The organism is Corticicoccus populi, from assembly GCF_042686195.1.
GTDB classification, from domain to species: Bacteria; Bacillota; Bacilli; order Staphylococcales; family Salinicoccaceae; genus Corticicoccus; species Corticicoccus populi.
The window spans coordinates 634,668-656,818 of record NZ_JBHUOQ010000001.1 but is presented as its reverse complement, the minus strand read 5'-3'; the positions used below and the strand labels follow the sequence as shown (position 1 = coordinate 656,818).

Genomic DNA, 22,151 nt, shown 5'->3' with positions numbered 1-22,151 from the left:
GACTTAAATTTAAGTCTCTTTTCAAGTACAATGATATTTGAGGTGAGTGTAATGACATCTATCAAAGTAAGAGGTGCCAGTCAAAATAATTTAAAACACATCGATGTTGATATACCGAAAAAAGAGCTTGTTGTATTTACAGGACGCTCAGGTTCAGGTAAATCATCACTGGTATTTAATACAATCGCAGCAGAATCAGAACGTCTGTTGAATGAAACTTATTCAAGCTATATTCAAAATCAATTGACTCAATATGATAAGCCGGACGTAGATCATATCGAAAATCTCCCTGTAGCGATGGTGATTGATCAAAAACGTTTAGGCGGCAATGCGAGATCAACTGTAGGAACAATCTCTGACATTTATGCATCTGTCAGGCTGTTATGGTCAAGAATCGGTGCACCGTTTGTCGGATATTCAAGTGTATTTTCTTTTAATAATCCAAGCGGCATGTGCGAATCATGCCAGGGGCTCGGTTATGTTGAAGATATTGATTTAAATGAATTACTGGATTTTGATAAATCATTAAACGAAGATGCCATTAAGTTCCCTTCTTTCAGTCCGGACAGCTGGCGCGGGAAGCGCTACTTATACAGCGGGCTGTTTGATAATGATAAAAAAATTAAAGACTATTCAAAAGAAGAATTGGATACGTTCCTGTACACTAAACCGAAAAAACTTAAGAATCCGCCGGATAACTGGCCGAAAACTGCAAAGTTTGAGGGATTAATTCACAGGTTCAGACGTTCATTTCTGTTGAATGATAATTTTGAGAAGAAACGTTTCCTGAAAGATGTGAACAGAGTAGTGACTGCTTCAAAATGCCCTTCATGTAAAGGAAAACGTCTGAACGACAAAGTACTTTCCTGTAAAATTAAGAAGTTAAGTATTGCGGATTTTACATCTTTGTCTATTGATGATGCGATTGACTTTTTAAAAACTCTGGATGATGACAAAGCAATGTATATTATAAAGCCGCTGCTTTCTCAATTAGAGGCACTGTCTTATATCGGGTTAAATTATTTAACACTGAGCCGTGAGACCACAAGTTTATCCGGCGGGGAATCCCAGAGAATAAAACTCGTCCGGCATTTAAACAGTCCCTTGTCTGATTTGATTTATATTATTGATGAGCCGAGTGTCGGTCTGCACCCGGAAGATATTGAAAAAATTAACCGCATAATGAAATCAATTCGAGATAAAGGAAATACGGTTTTAATTGTTGAGCATGATCCTGATGTAATCAAAACAGCTGATTATATTATTGATATTGGACCCGGTGCGGGACAGCACGGCGGACAGGTGACATTTACAGGGACGTATCAGGCACTGCTCGATTCTGATACTGTGACAAGCACCAGTCTTAATCAGCAGCATCATTTAAAGAAAGAGCCGGCAGCAGCGAAAGAATATATTGAACTTCAAAATATTAATAAAAATAATTTGAAAGATGTATCTGTAAAAATACCAAAGGACATTCTTACGGTGGTAACAGGCGTTGCAGGTTCCGGAAAAAGTACACTGCTCCGGGAAGGCTTTAAAAATAAAGAGGATACGACTTTTATTAACCAGAAACCAGTCCATGCATCAAATCGTTCGAATCTGTTAACGTATATGAATTTGTTTGATGAAGTCAGAACTTTCTTCAGCAGACACACCGGCATTGAAAAAGGCATGTTCAGTTACAATTCCACCGGTGCCTGCCCTGAATGTAACGGCAAAGGTATCATCAAAACAGAGCTTGCATTTATGGGTGACTTTTCTCAGGTATGTGAGGAGTGTAATGGTACCAGATACAGACAAGAAGCTTTGGACGCAAAAGTAGAAGGTTATTCAATTGCGGATGTTTTATCTTTAACAGTCGAAGAAGCTTTGGATATGTTTGAAGATATGCCGAACATCTACAACAGATTAAAAACAGTTCAGTCTACCGGCATGAATTATATGAGACTCGGGCAGTCGCTCGACACACTATCCGGTGGTGAAATTCAAAGAATAAAATTAAGCCGACATTTAGATAACGGCAGTTCTGGACATACATTTATTTTTGATGAACCGACCACCGGTCTTCATGAGGCTGATATTCCAATATTGTTGGATTGTTTTAAACAGTTGATTGAAGCGGGTAATACAGTTATTTTAATTGAGCATAACCTGACAATGATGACCCATGCCGACTGGTTGATTGATGTCGGACCCGGTGCAGGTGGAAAAGGCGGCCGTATTTTGTACAGCGGTATTCCTGAAGGTCTTCTGGATGTACAAGATTCTGTTACTGCAGCGCATATTAAGCGGTATATTGAGTAATATTGAAAGACTGAAAAGTACGCAGAACCTGCTGCGTACTTTTTAAATTAAAAAATTTTCAAAAAATTACTTATTTCTGACATATTTATCTATATTTTTATAGATACTTTGTAGTATGATACATGTATAGACAAATTATATGACGGCACGTTGTGCCAAGGGGGATACGTATTGGATCAATTTTTAAATTTTTCTATCACTGTGTTGTATGCGCTTACTATTAGTTTATCGTTTTATTTCATGGTTGTTTACGGTTATAATCTTTTCATTTCTTTATTCGGTTATAAAAATTTAAAGAAAGATTATGAAATTCTTGAAGATGAGACAAGGTTTCTTATACTGATTGCCGCACACAACGAGGAGACAGTGATTTTGAAGACGCTGGAAAATTTAAAACGTATTAAATATGATCCGTCACTGTATGACATTTGTGTTGTCAGTGATAATTCTACAGATCAGACCACTCAAATTGCCAAAAATCACGGAATGCTTGTCGTTGATACGATTCAAAAAAGATTTCCGCGTGAAGGTGTCGGCAAACCGGCAGGGATTCAATATGCACTTAGAGAATTAGGCTTTAAAAATGTTCAGGAAAATTATGATTTAGTTATGATTCTTGATGCAGATAATTTTGTTGACGATAATATTTTAAAAGAAGTCAACTCACAATATATTACTAAAGACAAACCGGAAGCGATACAAACGTATCTCGGCACTAAAAATTACAATAAGTTAGTCAGCCTCGGTTACAGCGTGATTTTCTGGACAAATAACCGTTTTATGCAGGCAGCAAAATACCGTCTCGGTCTGCCGAATTCAATTGGAGGTACGGGGTTTTTCATTCGTACAGACTGGTTGATTGCGAAGGGTGGATTTAAATTTAAATCTCTTACTGAAGATTTGGAGATGGAGATTGACATTGTAAAAGACGGCGGCAGAATATTATGGAACGATTTTGCGGGCGTATACGATGAGAAACCGGAGCATACAAAGATTAGTATGAAACAAAGACACCGCTGGATTAAAGGGCATTGGTATGTTGCATTTAAGCAGTTCATTCCTTTATCTGTAAAATTCATCAAGACACTCAATCTTAAGTATCTCGACAAAATTTTCTTCCTGATGAGTATGGGTAAGGCGCTCCATATGGTGCTGATTATCATTTTACTATCATCAATAGCAGGTCTGACCGTTTTAAACGGCGGATTTTTAACTGTCGTAATGACAACGGATCTGACATCGGCATGGCATACTGTAAATGATTACTTCTTATATATTTACGGCTTTAACATCCTTTTAATACTTTACAGCTTCGGAGTGCTGCCGATATACAGTACGTATAAAAAAGTCGGCAGACATAACACTTTTAAAGTATTTATCGCTGTTCAATGGTTTATGCTGACAGATTTCATTGTTCAATTCATCGGTCTCTATACCTGGCCGAACCAGGGTACATGGGTGAAAACACCACATGTTAAAACAAAAGTTGAGCACGGTACAGAAATTTTGGCAGTACCGGATATCATAGCTGCAGTTTCAGAAAAATTAGAGCAGAAAGAAGAAATTGTCCAACAGGTTATTGAAGAATTAACGCCGAATGGTGAAATTCCTGAAAATAGTGATACAGCAGAAGCCCTGAAGAGCTGAAGAATAGAGCGTTTATATAGAACTTTAAGAATCTGTAATCCAGTGAGATTGCAGGTTCTTTTTTTAGTCTGCACATATTTATAAGAGTAAAAATAAAGTTTGATATAATAAGCACATTGAGTTTTAATAACATAAATTAATAGAAGATGTTGGTGATTTTATTGGTATATATTGAAGGATTGAAGGAAGAGGTTTTTATCGATGAAGATTTGAAATTACGGATAAAAAACTGCCCGGAAGAATTAATAACTATAATTACTGAGATGAAGGACGATAATAATAAAATTTTCAAATCGGTAAATGAATACATGCCGAATAATAATGAGGTGAATTTGGATGAACAATCCCCAGTAAAAGGTGATTATTACACTGCTGACTCCAATGGGATTTTATGGTCTATGAAAGAAAAAGCTGCTGGAAGAAAAGATTATTTTGAAAAAAATAATGAGTTGCCGATTCTCGTGAGTTTAAGAGTGATGGCTGAAGGCAAGGTGTTGTATATTACAGATTTCAAATTAATCTATTATAGAAAACCTGTTAGAAAATTAGAATATTCGACTTCTGACAGGAAGGGCCTGTTATTTGAGCCAAAGAAAGGTGGAGAATTTCCTGCCGTTATATTGTTGAGTGGTTCTGACGGTGGCTGTAAAGCGGAATCTGCCGCATATTTAGCTTCTCATAATTTTCTTGTATACGCCTTACCGTATTTTAATAGTGAGAATCTGCCGAAAAATTTAGAGAATATTCCATTGGAATATTTTAAGGAAGCAACGGAATATCTTAAAAATCATGAACGATGTGACGGGAATGTCCACTTGGTTGGATATTCTAAAGGAGCGGAATTGGCTTTGCTTCTTGGATCAGTTTATGATGATTATAAATCAATCATTGCTGGTGCGCCTGGAGCCTATATAACTTCCGGAATGAGAGAAGGTGTTTTTGCTCCTGTAAAAAGCTGGACACTCGATGGTGTACCACTTCCATATTTAAAAACACGATTTTCACCATCTTTAATTTTTAAATCATTTACGAATTATTTTCGAAATAAACCAATGAGCTTTTTAGAAATATGGACTCATTCTCTCAAGAAATCCTCAAAATTAAAAAATATAATGATTGATGTTGAAAATATTTCTTGTCCAATAATGTTAATTTCAGGAGCTGATGATCAGCTTTGGCCGTCATCAGCATTTTCAGAATTAATTAGAACACAACGCACTCATCCAAAGGATATATTTTTGGACTTCCAAGATGCCGGACATTTTATTGCATTTCCATACAGTTTCGTAAACATACCAGTGATGTCTTTCATGCAGTCCGGGAAAATGACACTTAATTTTGGTGGGAATGATTCGAGTAATGTTCATGCGGTAAGAACTGCCAATCCTACTATAGTAGATTTCTTAGTGGGTAACAGTTAATCACAGGCAAATTTTTAAGAAAATCAATTATCTCATGTTACAGTTATTCAGGAATGGAGTGAATGATTTATGGTAAATAAAATTCTTTTAAATAATGTATCAATCGATTTGAAAAGTTATGAAGAAAACGATGGTCAGTCAGAAATACAAATTATTTTTGATGTAACCAGTGACGAATATCATGATATTGCTGTACTGCTTTATCAGGAGATTTTTGATGTGGAGGTTCCTGAAAGAAATTTAAACTTTCGTGGGAAAATTGTAAATTATTATACCGACCGGACAAATCTTTATGAAGCCGGCCAGGTGGGGGAATACAATGTCACCTTAAAAGATGTAAAGGCGGCGTCGTAATTGAAAATAAGTATACTGGATCAGGCAGTTGTATCAAAAGGAGAATCTTCCAGGGACGCACTGAACAATACAGTGGATTTGGCAGTTTTTGCAGATAAATCCGGTTTTTATCGTTTTTGGATTGCTGAACATCATGGAATGACGGGCTTTGCTTCATCAGCGCCGGAAGTGGTGCTGTCAGCAATCGGACAATTGACAAAAGATATCAGAATCGGATCTGGAGCGACACTTCTGCCGTATTATAAACCATTTAAGGTAGCGGAACAGTACCACACTTTATCTGCATTATATCCGGGAAGAATAGATCTTGGTATTGGCCGTGCACCCGGCGGACCGGCAGAAGTATCTGAAGCATTAAGTGATAATTATTTAAAAAATGCATTGAATATGCCGGAACTTGCAAAAGAACTTATCAACTATATCAACTATGATAATACAGACTATAAATTAAAAATTACACCGAAGAATGAAGAAGTGCCTGAAGTGTGGATGCTTGGAACGAGTGAAAAGAGTGCTGAGGCAGCAGGACAGGCAGGACTTAATTACTGTTTCGGTGAGTTCATGTCAAATGCCGGGGATATCAAAAAAGTGCTGAAGACCTACAAAGATAATCTATCAGGCAATAACGGTAAAGTGATTGTTACAATTACTGCTTTTTGCGCAGAGACAACAGAAAAAGCCCGTGATATCGCAATGAGTTCAATCATTTTTGGTATTATGAAAGAAAGAGAATTTGGAGAAAGTAAAAATGATGACCGCCTGCCGTCCGTTGAAGAAGCTAAATCATTTATTCTAACGGAAGAAGAAAACAGAAAAGTGAGTCATCGTATGGATAGTATGATTATCGGCAGCCAGCAGGAAGTTGGAAACATGCTTGAACGTATCTACAGTGATGAAAACGTCGATGAATTGATGATTTCTACTAATACTCATTTACTTGAAGATAAAATAAACTCATTTCGTCTGATTAAAGAATACCTCGATAAATAATAAATAAAGCCCCCTTTAAATTTGTAGAGTCCTAAAACTTCAGGTTGCCCACAAATATAAGGGGGGATTTTTATGATCAGATTTCCTCAGGCAAAAAGCCCGAACGCTGCTGTGGATGTTTATCGAGTACAATTTGTGCCGGGTCTATTCCTTTACTGCGCAAAATTTCAATGTTTTGCTGCAAAAATTCATCACTGCCGACGACATAAAATAGTCCGTCCTGATCATCTGCCAGCTCTTTTACTGCATCATAATACTGAATGCGGTTATCTACAAATTGAACTGAAAACTTCTGATTCGGAAGTGCATTGAAAATATCAGGGAATAAAAAGTCTTTTGTTGAATCAATATTTAAAGAATGAATTTGATTCACATTATCCATACGCCCAAGATAGTCCATCACAAGAGGTCTGAATGTTGCGAGTCCGACTCCTGATGACAGGAGATATACATTTTTGTTTTCACGTTTAAGCGGAACATTAGAATGTGTTTTAAACAGTGCAACTTCACTGCCGACAGCCATATCTCTTAGAATAGATTTAAATTCAGAACACTCCGGTTTAATACGTGTCGTAATGCCGATTGAATTTTCATGAGGCAGAGTTGAGATGGACATATGACGAATCAGACTTCTATTTGGTTTTTCCCCGGCATTGAATCCTTTTAATGCGAAATGGGTATGAGATCCTTCTTCCCAAGTGAACCCCTCAGGACAATCAAGCATATATGTTTTTACCTCCGGCGTCTCATCAATAATACGGTTTATTTTAGTCCAATAAATCTGCATGATTTAATTCCCCTTTATATAGTGTTATTTATAATATACAATAATTGATAATGATTCTCAATTATTTGGGGGTTTTTATTTTAAATATGAATGCCGTAAATTTTCCGTATCAGAAGACCGGTTAGAGCAGAGAGTATTATAATTAATGCGCTGATTATAATACTGATTTCAAAATTGATATAATCAATGATTACACCGAAAAAATAATAACCTACAGGCAAAAGGAGTAGACCTCCGAACATTTGAAGACTGATAATCCTGCCAAGGAATTTTTCTTCAATCAGTTCTTGTATAGTACTGTCCCAAAGTATAATGAATGATGAAATTGAAAAACCAATCAACAACATTATAATTAACACAATATAAAAATGATTAATAAAATATAATAAGAGGATTGATAAACCTAATATAAGCATGAAACTATAATATTTTTTCATACGCTTTTCTATTTTAGTCTGTCTGCTGATGACAAGAGCACCTAAAAATGCACCGACTGCCATACTTGATAACAGTAGACCATAACTTTGAATACCATCGAAATGATATTCTGCGTACACTGGGAGAATGATAACATCAAAAGATGCAATACCTACATTGACGATTGAGCCGATAAAGATGCTTGAACCAAGCCACTTCTTTTCAAATAATATTTTGACACCTGATTTGAAATCACTCATTATTGTATTTCGTGTATTCGGATCCGGAGGACGATTTACTGCAATAAAAACATATGAAACAGCCGCAAGTAAGAATGAAACAGCTGTAACACCAAACGTAAGGAATATACCATAAGCTGTAACAAGAAATGCAGCAAACACCGGCCCAATCATTTCAGATGTTTCTCTAATCATCGAACGATATGAATTTGCCCTTATTAAAAATTCTTTGGATATTACAGAAGGTAAGAATGCTCTTAAAGCAGGTTGATAGATTGTACTGAATAGTCCAAGTAGAAAGGTAAGTACATATATATGCCAGAGTTCAATTCTACCGGTAAAAATCAGTACGGAAATGATGAATAATGCTGTTGCTCTTAGAATATTTAAAAGAATAATCACAGTTTTTTTCGGCAGACGGTCTACAAACACTCCGCCAATTAATAAAATGAAAATTTGCGGGACAATAAACATGCTCTGAACACCACTAATGTCACTGGCATTTCCATTCAAATACATAACCAAAAATGGCAGAGAAGTTGTAAACAGAGCCAATCCTATTGATGAAGCAATCTGACCACTTAAAAAGTAAAGAAAATTTTTATTAGTCCACATCCTGATTCCTCCTGTAACAGCAACCAATCGTACATTAATATTTGAATTTTACATATTGGGAAGGCTGATTACTTCTCAGCTATAGCAATGATTTCTTTAATAATAGAATCGACCTCATCATTGTTTTTTACTACAAATAAATAATCTGCTTCTTCTGCGGAAGGTTGTGCGTCTGTTAAATAATTTTCATTAATCTGACGCGTAAGGACCTGTTCAAAATTAGTATAGTCACCTCTAAAAATATTTGTATTTCGTACACTGTTTTTCACTCTATTCTTCAAGATGTCGTGTGGAATATCAAAATATACTAATATACGGGTGAATAATTCTTTGTTATAGAATGTTTCAAGAAGATAAGTTCTCCCTTTTTTAACAAGATTTGAACTGCAGGTAATGAAATGAAGGTCGGTATTTACAATCGCATAATCAGTAAGTAAATCGGTAATTGAATGTTTGAGTGTATTAGTCCCATTCTTTGGCTGAAGCTTTTGATAATATGTATTAATAAACGCAGCATGATTATCCTGATCCAAGACAAAAGAGTTATCGAGCCTGCTTTCTAATTTTTCTGCAAATGAACTTTTGCCACTGTGAGTCATTCCAACAGTAACTACAGCTAATCTCTTCATAAATATCCTCATCTCTATTTTCTAATTTGCATATTTAACTGGAAGATACTTTAACTTATCAACAACTTCAGGAAATACTTTTTAAAACAGCAGGATTAAATTACAAGTTAACAGTATTTTAATCCTATCATAACCTAATATACCTTGAAACAAAAACTATATTAGGATAAAATTTCCAATCAATGGTTTAAGAAATATTTAAGAATTAGATAATTATTTAATAACAGATGCTATGTAGAGTAAAGGTATACGATACATGGGAGGATTTAATGTGAAAAATTTTAAAGCGGTTTTTGGAATTCATTTTTTTGAGATGGTACTTCTATCCTTAGCAGGAGTGCCGAGGGTCATACTTCATGATTTGTCTATGATTAAAGAAGGTACATTTGTAAATGCGTTGTTTGTATTTATTCCGATATTTATCTGGATAGTATATATACTGATGAAAAGGGTGAGGCGGCCTTTTATCACAATGTTAATGCTGTGCGTCATATATGGTGTGTTTCTTGCGGTCACGCATCAGCTGTTATGGACGGCGGCTTTTCCTCAAGGTGTTTCATTGGGCGGGAATTTTTCTGGTTCAGCTTTTCCATCTGAAATAATAATCAGGGGATTTGCGGTTATCAGCAGTTTATCGACAGGAGTTGTGATGGGTGTAATACTCGGGACAATGACTTTACTGTTATCAAAAGTATTTTATAAAGACAGGGGTGCGGACAATGAAGTTTAACTGGAAATTAATTATTCTGCTGTCTGCATTTGCTTTAATCCGGCCGTTGATGAGCATACTGGGTGTTACAGAAATGATTGGTCAGCCATACACAAGCATATCACTGACCTTGATTATATCAGCTGTCTGGATCATCATCATGGTTTATAAAAATGTAAAAACACCGGTGCAGCACTTAGTTATGACAGGCATATTTTATGCAGCGGCCTCAGTTATTTTAAGCGGTATTCTCTCACCTGTACTGCTGGGAGCGTTAATGGGTCCGTTGACGAATCCATTTGCGTTCATCAGTGTATTTATGACAAATATCATATGGGGAACGGTTACAGGCCTGATTTCTTTAGGTATAATAAAGATAATCAACCAACCAGGGTGATCATATGTCAATTACAAAAAAGATGGTTCTATCCAATATAATACTGCTGATTGTACCGGTGATTTCATTGTTTTTTATCGATATCGTTCTGGGATATTTAATTATTGTATCTCTTAACGGCAGTACAGGCACGTTTATTACGCTGCGTTTCATATCCATCATACTGGTATTCTTACTGGTGAATGTAACGATTTCATGGCTCGTCAGCAGACACATTATCCGGCCGATTCAAATGCTTAATGAACATGCCCGGAAAATTGGAGAAGGCGACCTTGATACGCCTGTTACTGTTAACAGAAACGATGAAATCGGCAGTCTGTCCGATTCGTTCGAGACGATGCGGAAAAATTTGAAGACACTTCGTGAAAAAGAAGATGCATATAACAGAAACAGACAGATACTGATGGCAGGCCTGTCCCACGATTTAAAAACACCGCTCACTTCTATGAAAGGTTACGTGAATGGCATTGCTGACGGTGTCGCTGATACAGTAGAGAAGCGTCATAGGTATACAGAAACAATCAATCAGTCCATTGAACGGATGGAATCTATGATAAATGAGTTATTTTTGTACTCAAAACTTGACCTTGAAGAGGTGGAATTTCATTTTAGTCCGGTTCAGTTGGCGCCGTATTTTAGTGATATTGTAAGTGAATATCAATTGGATCATCCGGAAATAATGATTGAATTACAAGGTTCACAACACTTAGCTGTATCAGCAGACCGTGAACAATTCTACAGAGCGGTTTCAAATATCATTGGGAACAGTATTAAATACCGAGGACAGGAGCCTCTTTTGATTCAAATTAATATTTTCAGTAAAGACGGTTTCGTGTATATAGACATTAAGGATAATGGTGCCGGTATTGATGAACACGACCTGCCGCATGTATTTGAAACATTTTACCGTACAGATCAATCGAGGAATTCAACTACAGGCGGGAGCGGACTCGGTCTCGCAATCGTAAAAAGAATTATTGAAAAACACGACGGAGAAATCAATATCAGCAGCCTTTTGAATAAAGAGACAGTCGTGTCCATTAAACTTCCGCAGGTGATGTTATGACAGATATTTTGATTATAGAAGATGAACGGAGTATTGCTGAACTTGAAAAAGATTATTTAGAGATGAACGGTTTGACATGTGATATTGCGGGTGATGGTAAAACTGCCTTTAAACTGCTGGATAATCATCAGTACCGCCTGATTATTTTAGACCTGATGCTTCCTGACCAAAGCGGATTGGAAATTTCGAAAATAATTAGTGAACGGACAGACATTCCGGTATTAATGGTGACTGCAAAAGGTGAGGATTTTGAAAAACTTACAGGATTCAGCCACGGCGCAGCAGATTATATTGTAAAACCTTTTAATCCCAATGAGCTTACGGCAAGAGTCAGAGCGCATATGAACCGATATGACCGCATTAAAAATCAGTCCGGTGCTTCCGCAGAAATTTCCTTGAAGGGTGTAACAATTAACCACGTGGCAAGAACAGTTACAGTCAACGGACTAAAAGTTGAAATGACTGCAAAAGAGTATGATTTACTTTATTTCCTGATACAGCACCCCAACCACGTATTCACTAAAGAAGAGCTGTTCGAAAAAATATGGGGACTGGATGCATTAGGAGACAACACTACAGTCACTGTGCATGTAAGGAAAATACGGGAGAAAATCGAACAGAATCCATCCAAGCCCAAAATAATACAGACCGTGTGGGGGATTGGATACAAACTGGTGAAGGACATATAGTTGAGGAGGACATAAGTAAACAATCGAATGGTATTCTGTCATTCAAAATTACCGGAAAGCCAAGGATATCTTATCCATGGCTTTTTCTGTATAATATAGACTAGTTTAAAGAATGAAAGGATGACACACATGGCAAAAAGTGTTGTGTTCGCAGAAAAGCCATCAGTGGCCAGAGATATTGCGAAAGTATTGGACTGCCATAAAAAAGGCAATGGATTTATAGAAGGAAAAAATTATATCGTGACATGGGCACTGGGTCATTTAGTGACTTTAAAATCTCCGGAAATGTATGATACGAAATTAAAAGAATGGAAGCTTGAAGATCTTCCGATGCTGCCGGAACCGCTCCAGACAATGGTAATTAAAAAGACGAGCAGACAGTTTAACGCTGTGAAATCCCAGCTTGTCAGAAAAGATGTCAATGAGATTATTATCGCAACAGATGCAGGGCGTGAGGGTGAGCTTGTTGCAAGATGGGTGATAGATAAAGTCAAAGTAAATAAACCGGTTAAAAGACTCTGGATATCTTCAGTTACTGATAAAGCAATCAGACAAGGCTTTAAACAGTTGAAGCCGGGCAGTGACTACTATGCACTGTACCAGGCGGCAGTCGCGAGAAGTGAAGCAGACTGGTATGTCGGACTCAATGCATCTCGTGCATTGACGACAAAATTCAATGCGCAGCTGAACTGCGGCCGTGTACAAACGCCGACGCTGAATATGATTTTTACAAGAGAAGAAGCGATTAAACATTTTAAACCTGAAACATTCTACGGCCTTGAAGTGCTGACTGATGGTATTAAGTTTAAGTGGTCGGATGATAAAAACAGAACATCCACTTTCAATGAATCACTCATTAAGAAAATTCAAAACAAAGTCAGTCATAAGGATTTAAAAGTCACGGATGTTCATTCTAAAATAAAGAAAACATACGCACCTTCTTTATATGATTTAACAGAACTGCAGCGTGACGCCAACAACAGGTTCGGCTTATCTGCAAAGGAAACGTTAAATGTCATGCAGAATCTTTATGAACGTCATAAAATTGTGACATACCCGAGAACAGACTCTAAATATCTTTCCAGTGATATTGTTTCAACTATTCCTGAAAGACTTCGTGCATGCGGAATCGGTGAATACCGCTCTTATGCTGTACAGATTCTGAATTCTCCGGTGAAAGCAAATAAATCATATGTAGATGATAAAAAAGTCAGTGACCACCATGCGATTATACCGACAGAGGAAACTGTTCATTTGAGCGATTTAAGTGAAAAAGAACGTAGAATCTATGATTTAATTGTTAAACGATTTATTGCAGTTTTAATGCCGCCGCATGAATTTGAAGAAATGACAGTGAGCGGGGAAATCGACGGCGAACAGTTTACAGCGAAAGGAACAAATGTCGTTAAAGAAGGATTCAAAAAAGTGTTTGGTGATGTTTCTCAAAACACATCACTGCCTAAAGTAAACAAAGGTGAGATACTGAAAGTGAAAGAATGCAGTATCACGACAGGGGAAACGAATCCGCCGAAGCGCTTTACTGAGGCAGGACTTTTATCCGCTATGGAAAAGCCGGCAAAATACAGTGACATTAAAGATAATAAAATGCGGAAGATTCTTGAGGAAACCGGCGGTCTCGGCACCGTAGCGACGCGTGCTGATATCATCGATAAATTATTTAATTCCTTCCTGATTGAGAAAAACGGCAGTGAGATCCGTATCACCTCAAAGGGCAGACAGCTGCTGGATCTTGTACCTGAAGAATTGAAATCTCCTGCGACAACAGCAGTCTGGGAACAGAAACTCGAAAAAATCGCAAAGAATCAATTGAGCCGAAAAGTGTTTATTAAAGAAATGAAGGACCATACAAAAGAAATTATTACTGAAATTAAAGAGAGCGGTAAAAAGTTCAAACATGATAATATTTCAGGTAAAGACTGTCCGGACTGCGGGAAACCACTTCTTGAAGTCAAAGGGAAGAAAGGTAAAATGCTGGTCTGTCAGGACAGAGACTGTGGATATAAGAAGAATGTTGCGAGAACAACAAATGCTAGATGTCCAAAATGTAAGAAGAAACTCACACTCAGCGGTTCCGGTGACAATCAGATTTTCACATGTGTATGCGGACATCGTGAAAAACTATCTGCATTTGAAGCCAGAAAGAAAAAAGAAAGCCGTGGGAAAGTTGATCGTAAAACAGTTAAAAAATATATGAATAATGATGATGAGCCGATTAACAATCAGCTCGCTGAAAAGCTGAAAGGTCTGAAATTTTAAAAGAATAATTTGCCAATGATACCTAAAAAAGAATTATTATATTTTTATGGGTCTTTAGTAAATTTTTGGATTAGGATATCAAAATATATGTTGCTGAATTATATCTATAACTAAAATCAGAAAACAAGTAATGGGTCATCGTTTTTTTTTATTCTATAAGAATTTTAGAAGGAGAATGTATATGAAATTAGACTTTATTTGGATAACAGATTATAAGTCTATTGAAGAGAGAACTAAGTTAAAAATTGACTCTTCAGTCACAGCTGTTATAGGTAAAAATGAATCAGGTAAAAGCAATCTTATCGATATTTTAGGATCGATATCATTAATAAATGGTTTGCCACCCAACACCTATAAAAATATACCGCAAGGTGCAGGCAATGCAAAAATGGTAATTGATGTAGAATGTTCATTTAGTGACACAGAAATTCAACTATTGGGATTAAAATCAAATAATAAGCAATCCTTATTTTGTATTTCTAAAGAGTACGAACCATTTGGAATATCTATTTCTGGAGGAATCCAAGAATATTTTAACAAAGAAGAATTTCAAAGTAACTTAGAAATCATAGGAGAACTACTAAAAAAATATAAAGATAAAATTAAAAATTTTAATTCGAATAATATTGAAATAGTTTTTAATTATTTAAGAGGTGCTAATAATTATATAGTCCCTGACTACTTAAATCATCTAAATAGAATAAAAGAAAAGATTATAGAACTTTTATCGATTGAAGAAAAAACAATAATGCAAGAAACTTATGATTATCTAAAGAATTATTTTGAAAGAGCCTATAACATGTTCCCGAAATTCTATAAATACGTAGAAAATAGTTTGTTAAGTGAATATAAAGTTAGTAATGATTTTTTGGAAAAAGATAGTCCTAGTTTAGGCTCGTTAAAGAACCTATTAATAGCATCAGGTTGTAGTATTGATGATATTAGAACTGCTTGTATAGATCATCCGGATAATGGTCGGGGAATGGATGCAAAAGAAAAAATTAAGAATAGTATTAAGACAAAAGTTGAAAAAGGGTTTAATGATTTTTATAAACAAGAAGAAAATGTAAGTATTCTGGCAGATATGAGTAGAAATCGATTTTCACTTTATATAAAGACAGACGGTCCAATATTATCTGTTTCTGAACGAAGTCAAGGATTGAAGTGGTACCTTAATTTATATGTTGATATTCTCGCAAATAACTTAGAGAATGAAAATATTATCTTTTTGATTGATGAACCTGGTGTCTATTTACATGTTGATGCTCAAAAAAAGGTGTTAGAACTATTTGATGATTTATCAAGAGATGATAATCAAATTGTCTATACTACACATTCTCCTTTTATGCTGAACGAAAATCGTTTAGATCGTATTAGAACAGTGCAAAAAAATACAAAGGGTAGTTCGCAAATCATTACAAGCATACTGTCTGAAAAAATTGATGGCTTGTCAAAAAGTGAATCGCTCTCACCATTAATAAGTGCATTAGGAATGAAAATTTATCAGAATATAGGGATGACTGAACTTAATATGAATATCATTACGGAAGGTTATTCAGATGCAATTTATCTTGATGTAATGGCAAATAAGATAAATATTAAAGGTATGAAGTTTATTCCAAGTATTGGTGCTAGTAATGTTGTTTATTTGACTAATATTTTGTGGGGATGGGGCTTTCAATTTAAAGCATTATTTGATTCGGACAATGCAGGAGTAAATGGTAGAAAAGCTATATTAAAATCATATGGCTTTAAAGAAGGAACTGAGGAGGCAAAAAATTTTGAAAGTCAAAATATAATTATGATAGAGGATGTTTTATCAAAATCTAAAAATGAAACTGCATTAACAATAGAATCCTTAATCGATGATGAAGACTATAAAAAAATAAATAAGGATTATAGTTCTGAAATTATACAAAGTGATAATAGTTTAAAAGTGCTCTTCTCTAATTTATTTGCAGATGCCGTAACTAAAGGTGAGATTGAGTTAAGCGATAATACCGTTAATAATTTTAAAAGATTATTCGAAAAGTTATCAGAAGAATGATTTAGTGTAATAGTAATTCCAAAAAGGAAGATCTAATTAAGAAACATTTTGAAAAATATTACTATGTTGATAAACATTCAACTGTGCTTTTTCTCAAAAGCTTAAAATTCATCACCTACATACATCTAACCCTCTATCGCAATGTTCCAAAGTATTCACTTAAAACTTTATAATCGTTTGTCCACTATAAAGTTTTTTCATCAGAGAGTAGACTGATAAGCAGTAAATAATCACAGAATATTCTGTTGAATAATGATAGATTAGGGTAGTATATAATTAAGACTTAATCTGGAGGGATGCAGATGGTGGAACCAGACAAAGAATTAGAATTCCAGCTTGGAGAGGTAACGCGGACGATACATAACCTTGGAATCCCGGTTATGATAGTGATTGAAGGACCCCCGGCGTCCGGGAAATCCCGTTTATCAAATGCACTTTACATGGCACTCGATGCAAAATATACGGATTTTATCGCAACCCGACCGCCGAGAGAATTTGATTTGAGACACTCATTTATGCACAGATATTGGAATCATCTTCCCAAAGAAGGAGATATCAATATTCATTTCAGAAGCTGGTATGCCCAGTACATTGAGTTTAAAGAAAATAATATCAGGGATAATATTAAAGTGGATTTTGATGAAATTGAAGAGGATATGGACAACTTTGAAAAAACCTTAATTCAAAACGGTTATGAAATTTTGAAATTTTATATTGATACAGCTAAAGATGTACGTGAGCATCATATAGAGAAGATAAAAAAGAATCCAATATTGAAATGGAAAGCTGAAGAATTTCAGGAGAGGCTTGAACACTTTAATTATGAAGGTGAGATGGAGCGTTTTATCGCCCACGATGCATACTGTCCATGGACCGAAATTGATTTTGATGACAAAAAACATGCGGTGAAGAAATTATTCAAAACCATTATTAAGAAATTGAACAAAAGAATTAAGAAAGAGCAAAAAAATATACGCGAAAAAGTGTCGGGCGGTTTTACAACCGGCTTTGAAACAGAATTATTTAATTTTGATTTTGACAAGGAGACAGTAGAGAAAAAAGTATATAAAGAACGTCTGCCTGAGCTTCAAAAAAGAATGCGTGAGATACAGTTTCAGCTGTACAAAGAGAAAAGACCGCTCATACTCGTATATGAGGGCATGGATGCCGCCGGTAAAGGCGGAAATATCAAACGGACACGCGCACTGCTTGATCCGACAGGCTATACGTATAATGCGGTCGGCTCACCCACGGATATTGAACTGAGACATCATTATTTATGGCGGTTCGCATCTAAAATACCGAGGAGCGGACATGTCGGCTTTTTTGACCGCAGCTGGTACGGCCGGGTACTGGTTGAGCGGATTGAGGGATTCGCGACAAAAAAAGAATGGTCACAAGCATACGAAGAGATTAATGATTTTGAAAAGTCGTTATATAATTCCGGCGCAATTATAATTAAATTCTTCCTGTCACTTGATAAAGGTGAGCAGCTGAGACGGTTTCTGGACAGGCAGGGCAGACCTGAAAAACAATGGAAATTAACTGATGAGGATTGGCGTAACCGTAAAAAATGGGATCTTTATCTTGAAGCGGGGGAGGATATGGTGAACTTGACCAATACATCATATGCCCCGTGGAAAGTGATATCAGGAAATGATAAGCGTTATGCAAGAATTACAGCACTGGAAACAATTATTGAGATCTGTGAATCCAGGCTGGACGGCATTTAATAGATTTAAATTTTATAAGCAGATTTTTATCTGCTTATAAAATTTGTCTGACTAATATTCCAAGGATGACAGCGAGAAAAATGGAGGATAAAGTTCCCAGTAAAAAATATTCCGCCCAGTTCCTGTCATTCAGCTGTTTAAAGCGTGCAATGGCTTTTGCAGCAATGATAAAAGCAATGGCTTCATATGCGCCTGAAACAGTAAGTATAATCACAAGGAGCCGTTCCAAATATCCAATGTAGCGACCGCGTGAACGTATTGGTGTTGAGTACGTAAAGTAGTGGTGTGCTTCTGTAAAACTGTTTTCGATTTCAGCAATTTTTTTACCCTTTTCAGCATTCTTCCGGCTTTGCAGGGTCATTTCGCCTTCAAAATTAGCAAGGGAAGACGGGATAGTCCCAATGATATGTTTAACAATCACTCCGCTGACAGTTGTGGCCAGTATATATACAATCACAATAAACACGATTGTCTCAGGAAAATTTAAAGAAGTGCTGAATCCATTTTCAAAAAACAGACGAATACTCTCAGCAGTAATGTTAAAAAACAGGATACCGGCAGTTAGAATCACCGCGAGATGAAGGCCTTGATCCAAAAGAAATACTGCAAGAGGTCTCATATCAGAGGCTGCTCTTCCTTGGTATCTGCTGCTTATTTTTATCTTTGAAATATCAATCAAGTAATGTGTGAAAATGATAAAGGCTAAAGGTAACAGGAAATGCATGAGAATGTTTTGAAAGTGATATTGGTATCCCCAGATAATCACCAATGAAACACCTGCCACGAGAAAATGATGAAATATGTGTGGATTCAAATACTTCAATTTTTCTTTTACCATTTGATTGGACTGCATTAAAAAGTCAGCTGTTAAATGTGCCAGTATTAATAATAATAAGACCATTTGTCACTCAACTCCGTTCTTTTGGAAAGTGATTATCCAGTTGATACGTCACCCGGCTGCGTATATTACCATGCAGCTGCTTAATAGGCGGGTGTTCTTTTTTTTCCAATGATTCAAGTACACACAAAATATCATGGAAAGCACTCAAAATAAGAGTCGTTTTTCCCTGTTTCATGTGATGCGATATGGTGGCTGTAGTCCTTCCCAAGTGTTCACTGACTTTATTCTGTTTGCCGAGTATTAAATATAATGCGCATACGACAGACTGTATATCGGTCTGCTGATTAATTAATTCCTGCTGCAGCTGCAGATTGGAATTAATGAGCGTTTCAAATGAGTTGTAAGATGCCGGGTGATGATTTTCGTTTAATACAGGTAAAAGCTGAAAGCGGCATTCAGGATGAGGGTGTTCTTTTTTTAATTCATCATTCGCTTTTCTGGCCTGTTTCATAAGTGGATGAATCCATGTATTAAGATCAATCGATTTTAAATCGTCCTCAATATCCCCGAACGTTATTCCAAAATAGGGTCTCTGTTCCGGAAACTTCCACAGCCTGCTGATATAAAAGGCTATTGTATAAGCTGTTGAGTATCCTTCCACAGCAACAACCAGCTCATCTCCTGCACGATGACTAATCTGCACTGTAACAGTATCTTTGCACCAGTTTTTCACATCAAGTGACAGACTCTCTAAGTAACGGCTTAATACCTGTCCATTCGATATTTTTGAAGACCTGCTGACATCCATTATGAAAATAGACACTTCATTCCCCATATTACGACACTCCTTATCAAATTTAATTAATTCGATTATTTAGTCTAATATATCATAAATTAGACTAAATCATCAAACTTATTAAAAATCAGTGTATATGCACTAACTTTTTTGTATCATTGTGATAAAGCGGACAGTTGAACTCGAGAACTCATCTTTCTTATAAAAACCCATTTTCTCATATAATCGAATCGCTCTTTTATTAAAGACTGCAACAGTCAGTCTCAATAGTGAGTCCGGGTGCATCTGTTTCAGTTCTTTTATAATAAAGGACAAAAACTCAGTGCCGCAGCCTTTTCCTGTGTATTCAGGAGACATGCCGAGACCTATATCGATATACTGTTCTTTATAAACATCTGCAGCTTTTCCTGCAGGGACCTGTGCTGAGAGTCCTGTACAGAAAAAACCAAGTATAATCTGTTTGTCTTCGTCAAAAATGGCTTGGTAGGATCCATTTAATTTTTCATTTACTTCTTCATCATTAAGGACGATGTTATATAAATCATACGGCGTTTCATATCTCCAAGACAAAATTTCCAGTGCAACAAAGTGATTCATAGGAATTACTTTCAGGTTCATATTTTCACCAATTCTAATATTAATTATGTGCTTATTATATTTATTTTATCATTCCATTTAAGGAAAAGTTACAGACATTATTTTGGAGGGCTGAACATGTATTTAAGAAAAATCAAAACAACAGATGTGGACGATATTCATGAATATGCTTCGATTCCAGAGGTATCACAGTACCAGGTTTGGGGACCGAATCAATACAGGGATACTCTTAACCATGTTAAAGAACTACTCGGGGAAAATGACAGCCTGTATCACAGAGTAATTGTCATAAATTATAAAGTGATTGGAGCCGCCGAGCTTCATATTAATCAAAGTGAAATGACTGGTGAGATTGGATATGTAGTTCATCCAGATTATCAGGGGAAGGGAATCGCAGGAAAAGTATCTGAAATGATTCTTGATTATGGTTTTTCACAATTAAATTTGAAGAGAATCATCGGGAAAGCAGACACAAGAAACATTGCCAGCAGAAAGGTACTTGAGAAAATCGGGATGTCAAAGACAGATGTAGTAATGAAAGACCTTCTTCTTTCCGATGGGTACAGAGACACTGTCATTTACATGATAACAGAAGAAGCATACAATAAACGCCCCTCGGAAGGGGCGTAGAATCTGTTTATGAGAATATATCGCTGATTTTCTCTATATCGGATGTTTCAAGTTTGATCTCAGCAGCCCTGATATTACTCAGTACCTGCTCCGGACGTTTTGCGCCGGGAATCAATACATCTACTGAAGGCTGGGTTAAATACCATGCCAGAACAATATGCGCAGTTTCTTCTTCATATTTATCTGCGATTTTTTTAATACGGCTGACTTTTTCCAAATTATCTTTAAATTTCTGTCCCTGGAAATTAGGTTTATCAGCACGTAAATCATCAAACACAGTGTCTTCATCATATTTACCTGCAAGAAGACCCGACTCCAATGGGAAGTAAGGTATGAAAGTGATGTTATTTTCCTTAGTGTAAGGCAGGTAAGTCTTTTCTGCATCACGGTTCAATAAATTATATTCAGCCTGCAGCACATCGACATAACCATCCTGATTTGCTTCTTTCAGCTGTTCAATAGAAAAGTTGGATACACCGATGGCGCGTATTTTCCCCTTATCTTTCAACTCTTTCAATGCTGCAACTGCTTCTCTTTTGTTTGTTTTTTCATCTGGAAAATGAATATAGAACAAATCAATGTAGTCGGTCTGCAGGCGCTTCAATGCCGCTTCAACAGACTGTTTTAAAAATTCCGGTGAATTATCCTTCACAGTTTCTCCGTCGACAGTTTTATGCGCCGCTTTTGTAGCAATCACTACATCTTCACGATTAAACTCTTTTACCACTTCACCGACTAATTCTTCTGAACGTTCCGGCCCGTAAATATATGCTGTATCAAGAAGTGTGATACCATTTTTAATTGCCATACGCACAACATCACGGCCTTTTTCTTCATCCAGATCCTTATAGATATTATGTCCGCCGACTGCATTGGTACCGAGTCCGACAGGGTGAACTTTCACGTCGGATTTTCCTAAAGTAACATGTTCAACCATAAAAACACTCCTTAAAGATTATTTAC

20 protein-coding genes are annotated in these 22,151 nt (G+C 36.3%); 13 read left to right on the top strand and 7 right to left on the bottom strand.

Going from position 1 to position 22,151, the window contains the following annotated elements:
* The first annotated feature begins 51 nt into the window (after window positions 1–51).
* From ACFSX4_RS03455 to ACFSX4_RS03435, 5 genes are all read left to right on the top strand, one after another.
* On the top strand, window positions 52–2,307 hold the full coding sequence (locus tag ACFSX4_RS03455; protein ID WP_377771572.1) for an ATP-binding cassette domain-containing protein: 2,256 nt from the start codon (window positions 52–54) through the stop codon (window positions 2,305–2,307).
* 171 nt (window positions 2,308–2,478) lie between these two features.
* A complete protein-coding gene (locus tag ACFSX4_RS03450) occupies window positions 2,479–3,954 on the top strand; it encodes a glycosyltransferase family 2 protein (protein ID WP_377771570.1) in 1,476 nt (491 codons plus the stop codon).
* Window positions 3,955–4,106: 152 nt separating this feature from the next.
* Window positions 4,107–5,375, top strand: a complete 1,269-nt coding sequence (locus ACFSX4_RS03445; protein ID WP_377771568.1) for an acyl-CoA thioester hydrolase/BAAT C-terminal domain-containing protein — start codon at window positions 4,107–4,109, stop codon at window positions 5,373–5,375.
* 69 nt (window positions 5,376–5,444) lie between these two features.
* Window positions 5,445–5,729, top strand: a complete 285-nt coding sequence (locus ACFSX4_RS03440; protein ID WP_377771566.1) for a DUF3219 family protein — start codon at window positions 5,445–5,447, stop codon at window positions 5,727–5,729.
* Window positions 5,730–6,719, top strand: a complete 990-nt coding sequence (locus ACFSX4_RS03435) for an MsnO8 family LLM class oxidoreductase (protein WP_377771564.1) — start codon at window positions 5,730–5,732, stop codon at window positions 6,717–6,719.
* A gap of 76 nt (window positions 6,720–6,795) precedes the next feature.
* Here the strand turns inward: ACFSX4_RS03435 and ACFSX4_RS03430 are convergent, their stop codons facing one another.
* The 3 genes from ACFSX4_RS03430 to ACFSX4_RS03420 all read right to left on the bottom strand — a co-directional run bounded on the left by ACFSX4_RS03430 (window position 6,796) and on the right by ACFSX4_RS03420 (window position 9,406).
* A complete protein-coding gene (locus tag ACFSX4_RS03430) occupies window positions 6,796–7,506 on the bottom strand; it encodes a dihydropteridine reductase (protein WP_377771562.1) in 711 nt (236 codons plus the stop codon).
* An 80-nt stretch (window positions 7,507–7,586) separates the two neighbouring features.
* Window positions 7,587–8,777 (bottom strand): MFS transporter, encoded by a 1,191-nt coding sequence (locus ACFSX4_RS03425; protein ID WP_377771560.1) that lies wholly within the window; start codon window positions 8,775–8,777, stop codon window positions 7,587–7,589.
* Window positions 8,778–8,845: 68 nt separating this feature from the next.
* Window positions 8,846–9,406 carry an ATP-binding protein gene (locus ACFSX4_RS03420; RefSeq protein ID WP_377771558.1) on the bottom strand — a complete coding sequence of 187 codons (561 nt, stop codon included), beginning with the start codon at window positions 9,404–9,406 and terminating at the stop codon, window positions 8,846–8,848.
* 271 nt (window positions 9,407–9,677) lie between these two features.
* Here ACFSX4_RS03420 and ACFSX4_RS03415 point away from each other — a divergent pair, with 271 nt between their 5' ends.
* The 7 genes from ACFSX4_RS03415 to ACFSX4_RS03385 all read left to right on the top strand — a co-directional run bounded on the left by ACFSX4_RS03415 (window position 9,678) and on the right by ACFSX4_RS03385 (window position 18,324).
* Entirely contained in the window at window positions 9,678–10,136 is a 459-nt protein-coding gene (locus ACFSX4_RS03415; protein ID WP_377771556.1) for a hypothetical protein, read from the top strand.
* Complete coding sequence (locus ACFSX4_RS03410; RefSeq protein WP_377771554.1) at window positions 10,126–10,512, top strand: hypothetical protein; 387 nt, start codon at window positions 10,126–10,128, stop codon at window positions 10,510–10,512. The genes ACFSX4_RS03415 and ACFSX4_RS03410 overlap by 11 nt, the downstream gene beginning before the upstream one ends.
* Before the next feature lie 4 nt (window positions 10,513–10,516).
* Window positions 10,517–11,578: a sensor histidine kinase gene (locus ACFSX4_RS03405; RefSeq protein WP_377771552.1), complete on the top strand. Its 1,062-nt coding sequence runs from the start codon at window positions 10,517–10,519 to the stop codon at window positions 11,576–11,578.
* Window positions 11,575–12,267 carry a response regulator transcription factor gene (locus ACFSX4_RS03400; RefSeq protein ID WP_377771550.1) on the top strand — a complete coding sequence of 231 codons (693 nt, stop codon included), beginning with the start codon at window positions 11,575–11,577 and terminating at the stop codon, window positions 12,265–12,267. Before ACFSX4_RS03405 ends, ACFSX4_RS03400 begins: the two co-directional genes overlap by 4 nt.
* Window positions 12,268–12,396: 129 nt before the next feature.
* Complete coding sequence (locus tag ACFSX4_RS03395) at window positions 12,397–14,544, top strand: DNA topoisomerase III (RefSeq protein ID WP_377771547.1); 2,148 nt, start codon at window positions 12,397–12,399, stop codon at window positions 14,542–14,544.
* 181 nt (window positions 14,545–14,725) lie between these two features.
* Window positions 14,726–16,591: an AAA family ATPase gene (locus tag ACFSX4_RS03390; protein ID WP_377771546.1), complete on the top strand. Its 1,866-nt coding sequence runs from the start codon at window positions 14,726–14,728 to the stop codon at window positions 16,589–16,591.
* A 302-nt stretch (window positions 16,592–16,893) separates the two neighbouring features.
* Window positions 16,894–18,324: a phosphate--AMP phosphotransferase gene (locus tag ACFSX4_RS03385; protein WP_377771545.1), complete on the top strand. Its 1,431-nt coding sequence runs from the start codon at window positions 16,894–16,896 to the stop codon at window positions 18,322–18,324.
* 34 nt (window positions 18,325–18,358) lie between these two features.
* Here the strand turns inward: ACFSX4_RS03385 and ACFSX4_RS03380 are convergent, their stop codons facing one another.
* From ACFSX4_RS03380 to ACFSX4_RS03370, 3 genes are all read right to left on the bottom strand, one after another.
* Window positions 18,359–19,225, bottom strand: coding sequence for a DUF3307 domain-containing protein (locus ACFSX4_RS03380; RefSeq protein ID WP_377771544.1), 867 nt, complete (start codon window positions 19,223–19,225; stop codon window positions 18,359–18,361).
* A 7-nt stretch (window positions 19,226–19,232) separates the two neighbouring features.
* Window positions 19,233–20,000 (bottom strand): hypothetical protein, encoded by a 768-nt coding sequence (locus ACFSX4_RS03375; protein ID WP_377771542.1) that lies wholly within the window; start codon window positions 19,998–20,000, stop codon window positions 19,233–19,235.
* Between the two features lie 102 nt (window positions 20,001–20,102).
* Window positions 20,103–20,579 (bottom strand): GNAT family N-acetyltransferase, encoded by a 477-nt coding sequence (locus ACFSX4_RS03370; protein ID WP_377771540.1) that lies wholly within the window; start codon window positions 20,577–20,579, stop codon window positions 20,103–20,105.
* Window positions 20,580–20,675: 96 nt separating this feature from the next.
* Between ACFSX4_RS03370 and ACFSX4_RS03365 the strand changes: the two genes are divergently transcribed.
* Window positions 20,676–21,188, top strand: a complete 513-nt coding sequence (locus tag ACFSX4_RS03365) for a GNAT family N-acetyltransferase (RefSeq protein WP_377771538.1) — start codon at window positions 20,676–20,678, stop codon at window positions 21,186–21,188.
* A gap of 7 nt (window positions 21,189–21,195) precedes the next feature.
* On the opposite strand, the gene ACFSX4_RS03360 is transcribed toward ACFSX4_RS03365, so the two are convergent.
* Window positions 21,196–22,125, bottom strand: coding sequence for an aldo/keto reductase (locus ACFSX4_RS03360; RefSeq protein WP_377771536.1), 930 nt, complete (start codon window positions 22,123–22,125; stop codon window positions 21,196–21,198).
* Window positions 22,126–22,151: the final 26 nt, after the last annotated feature.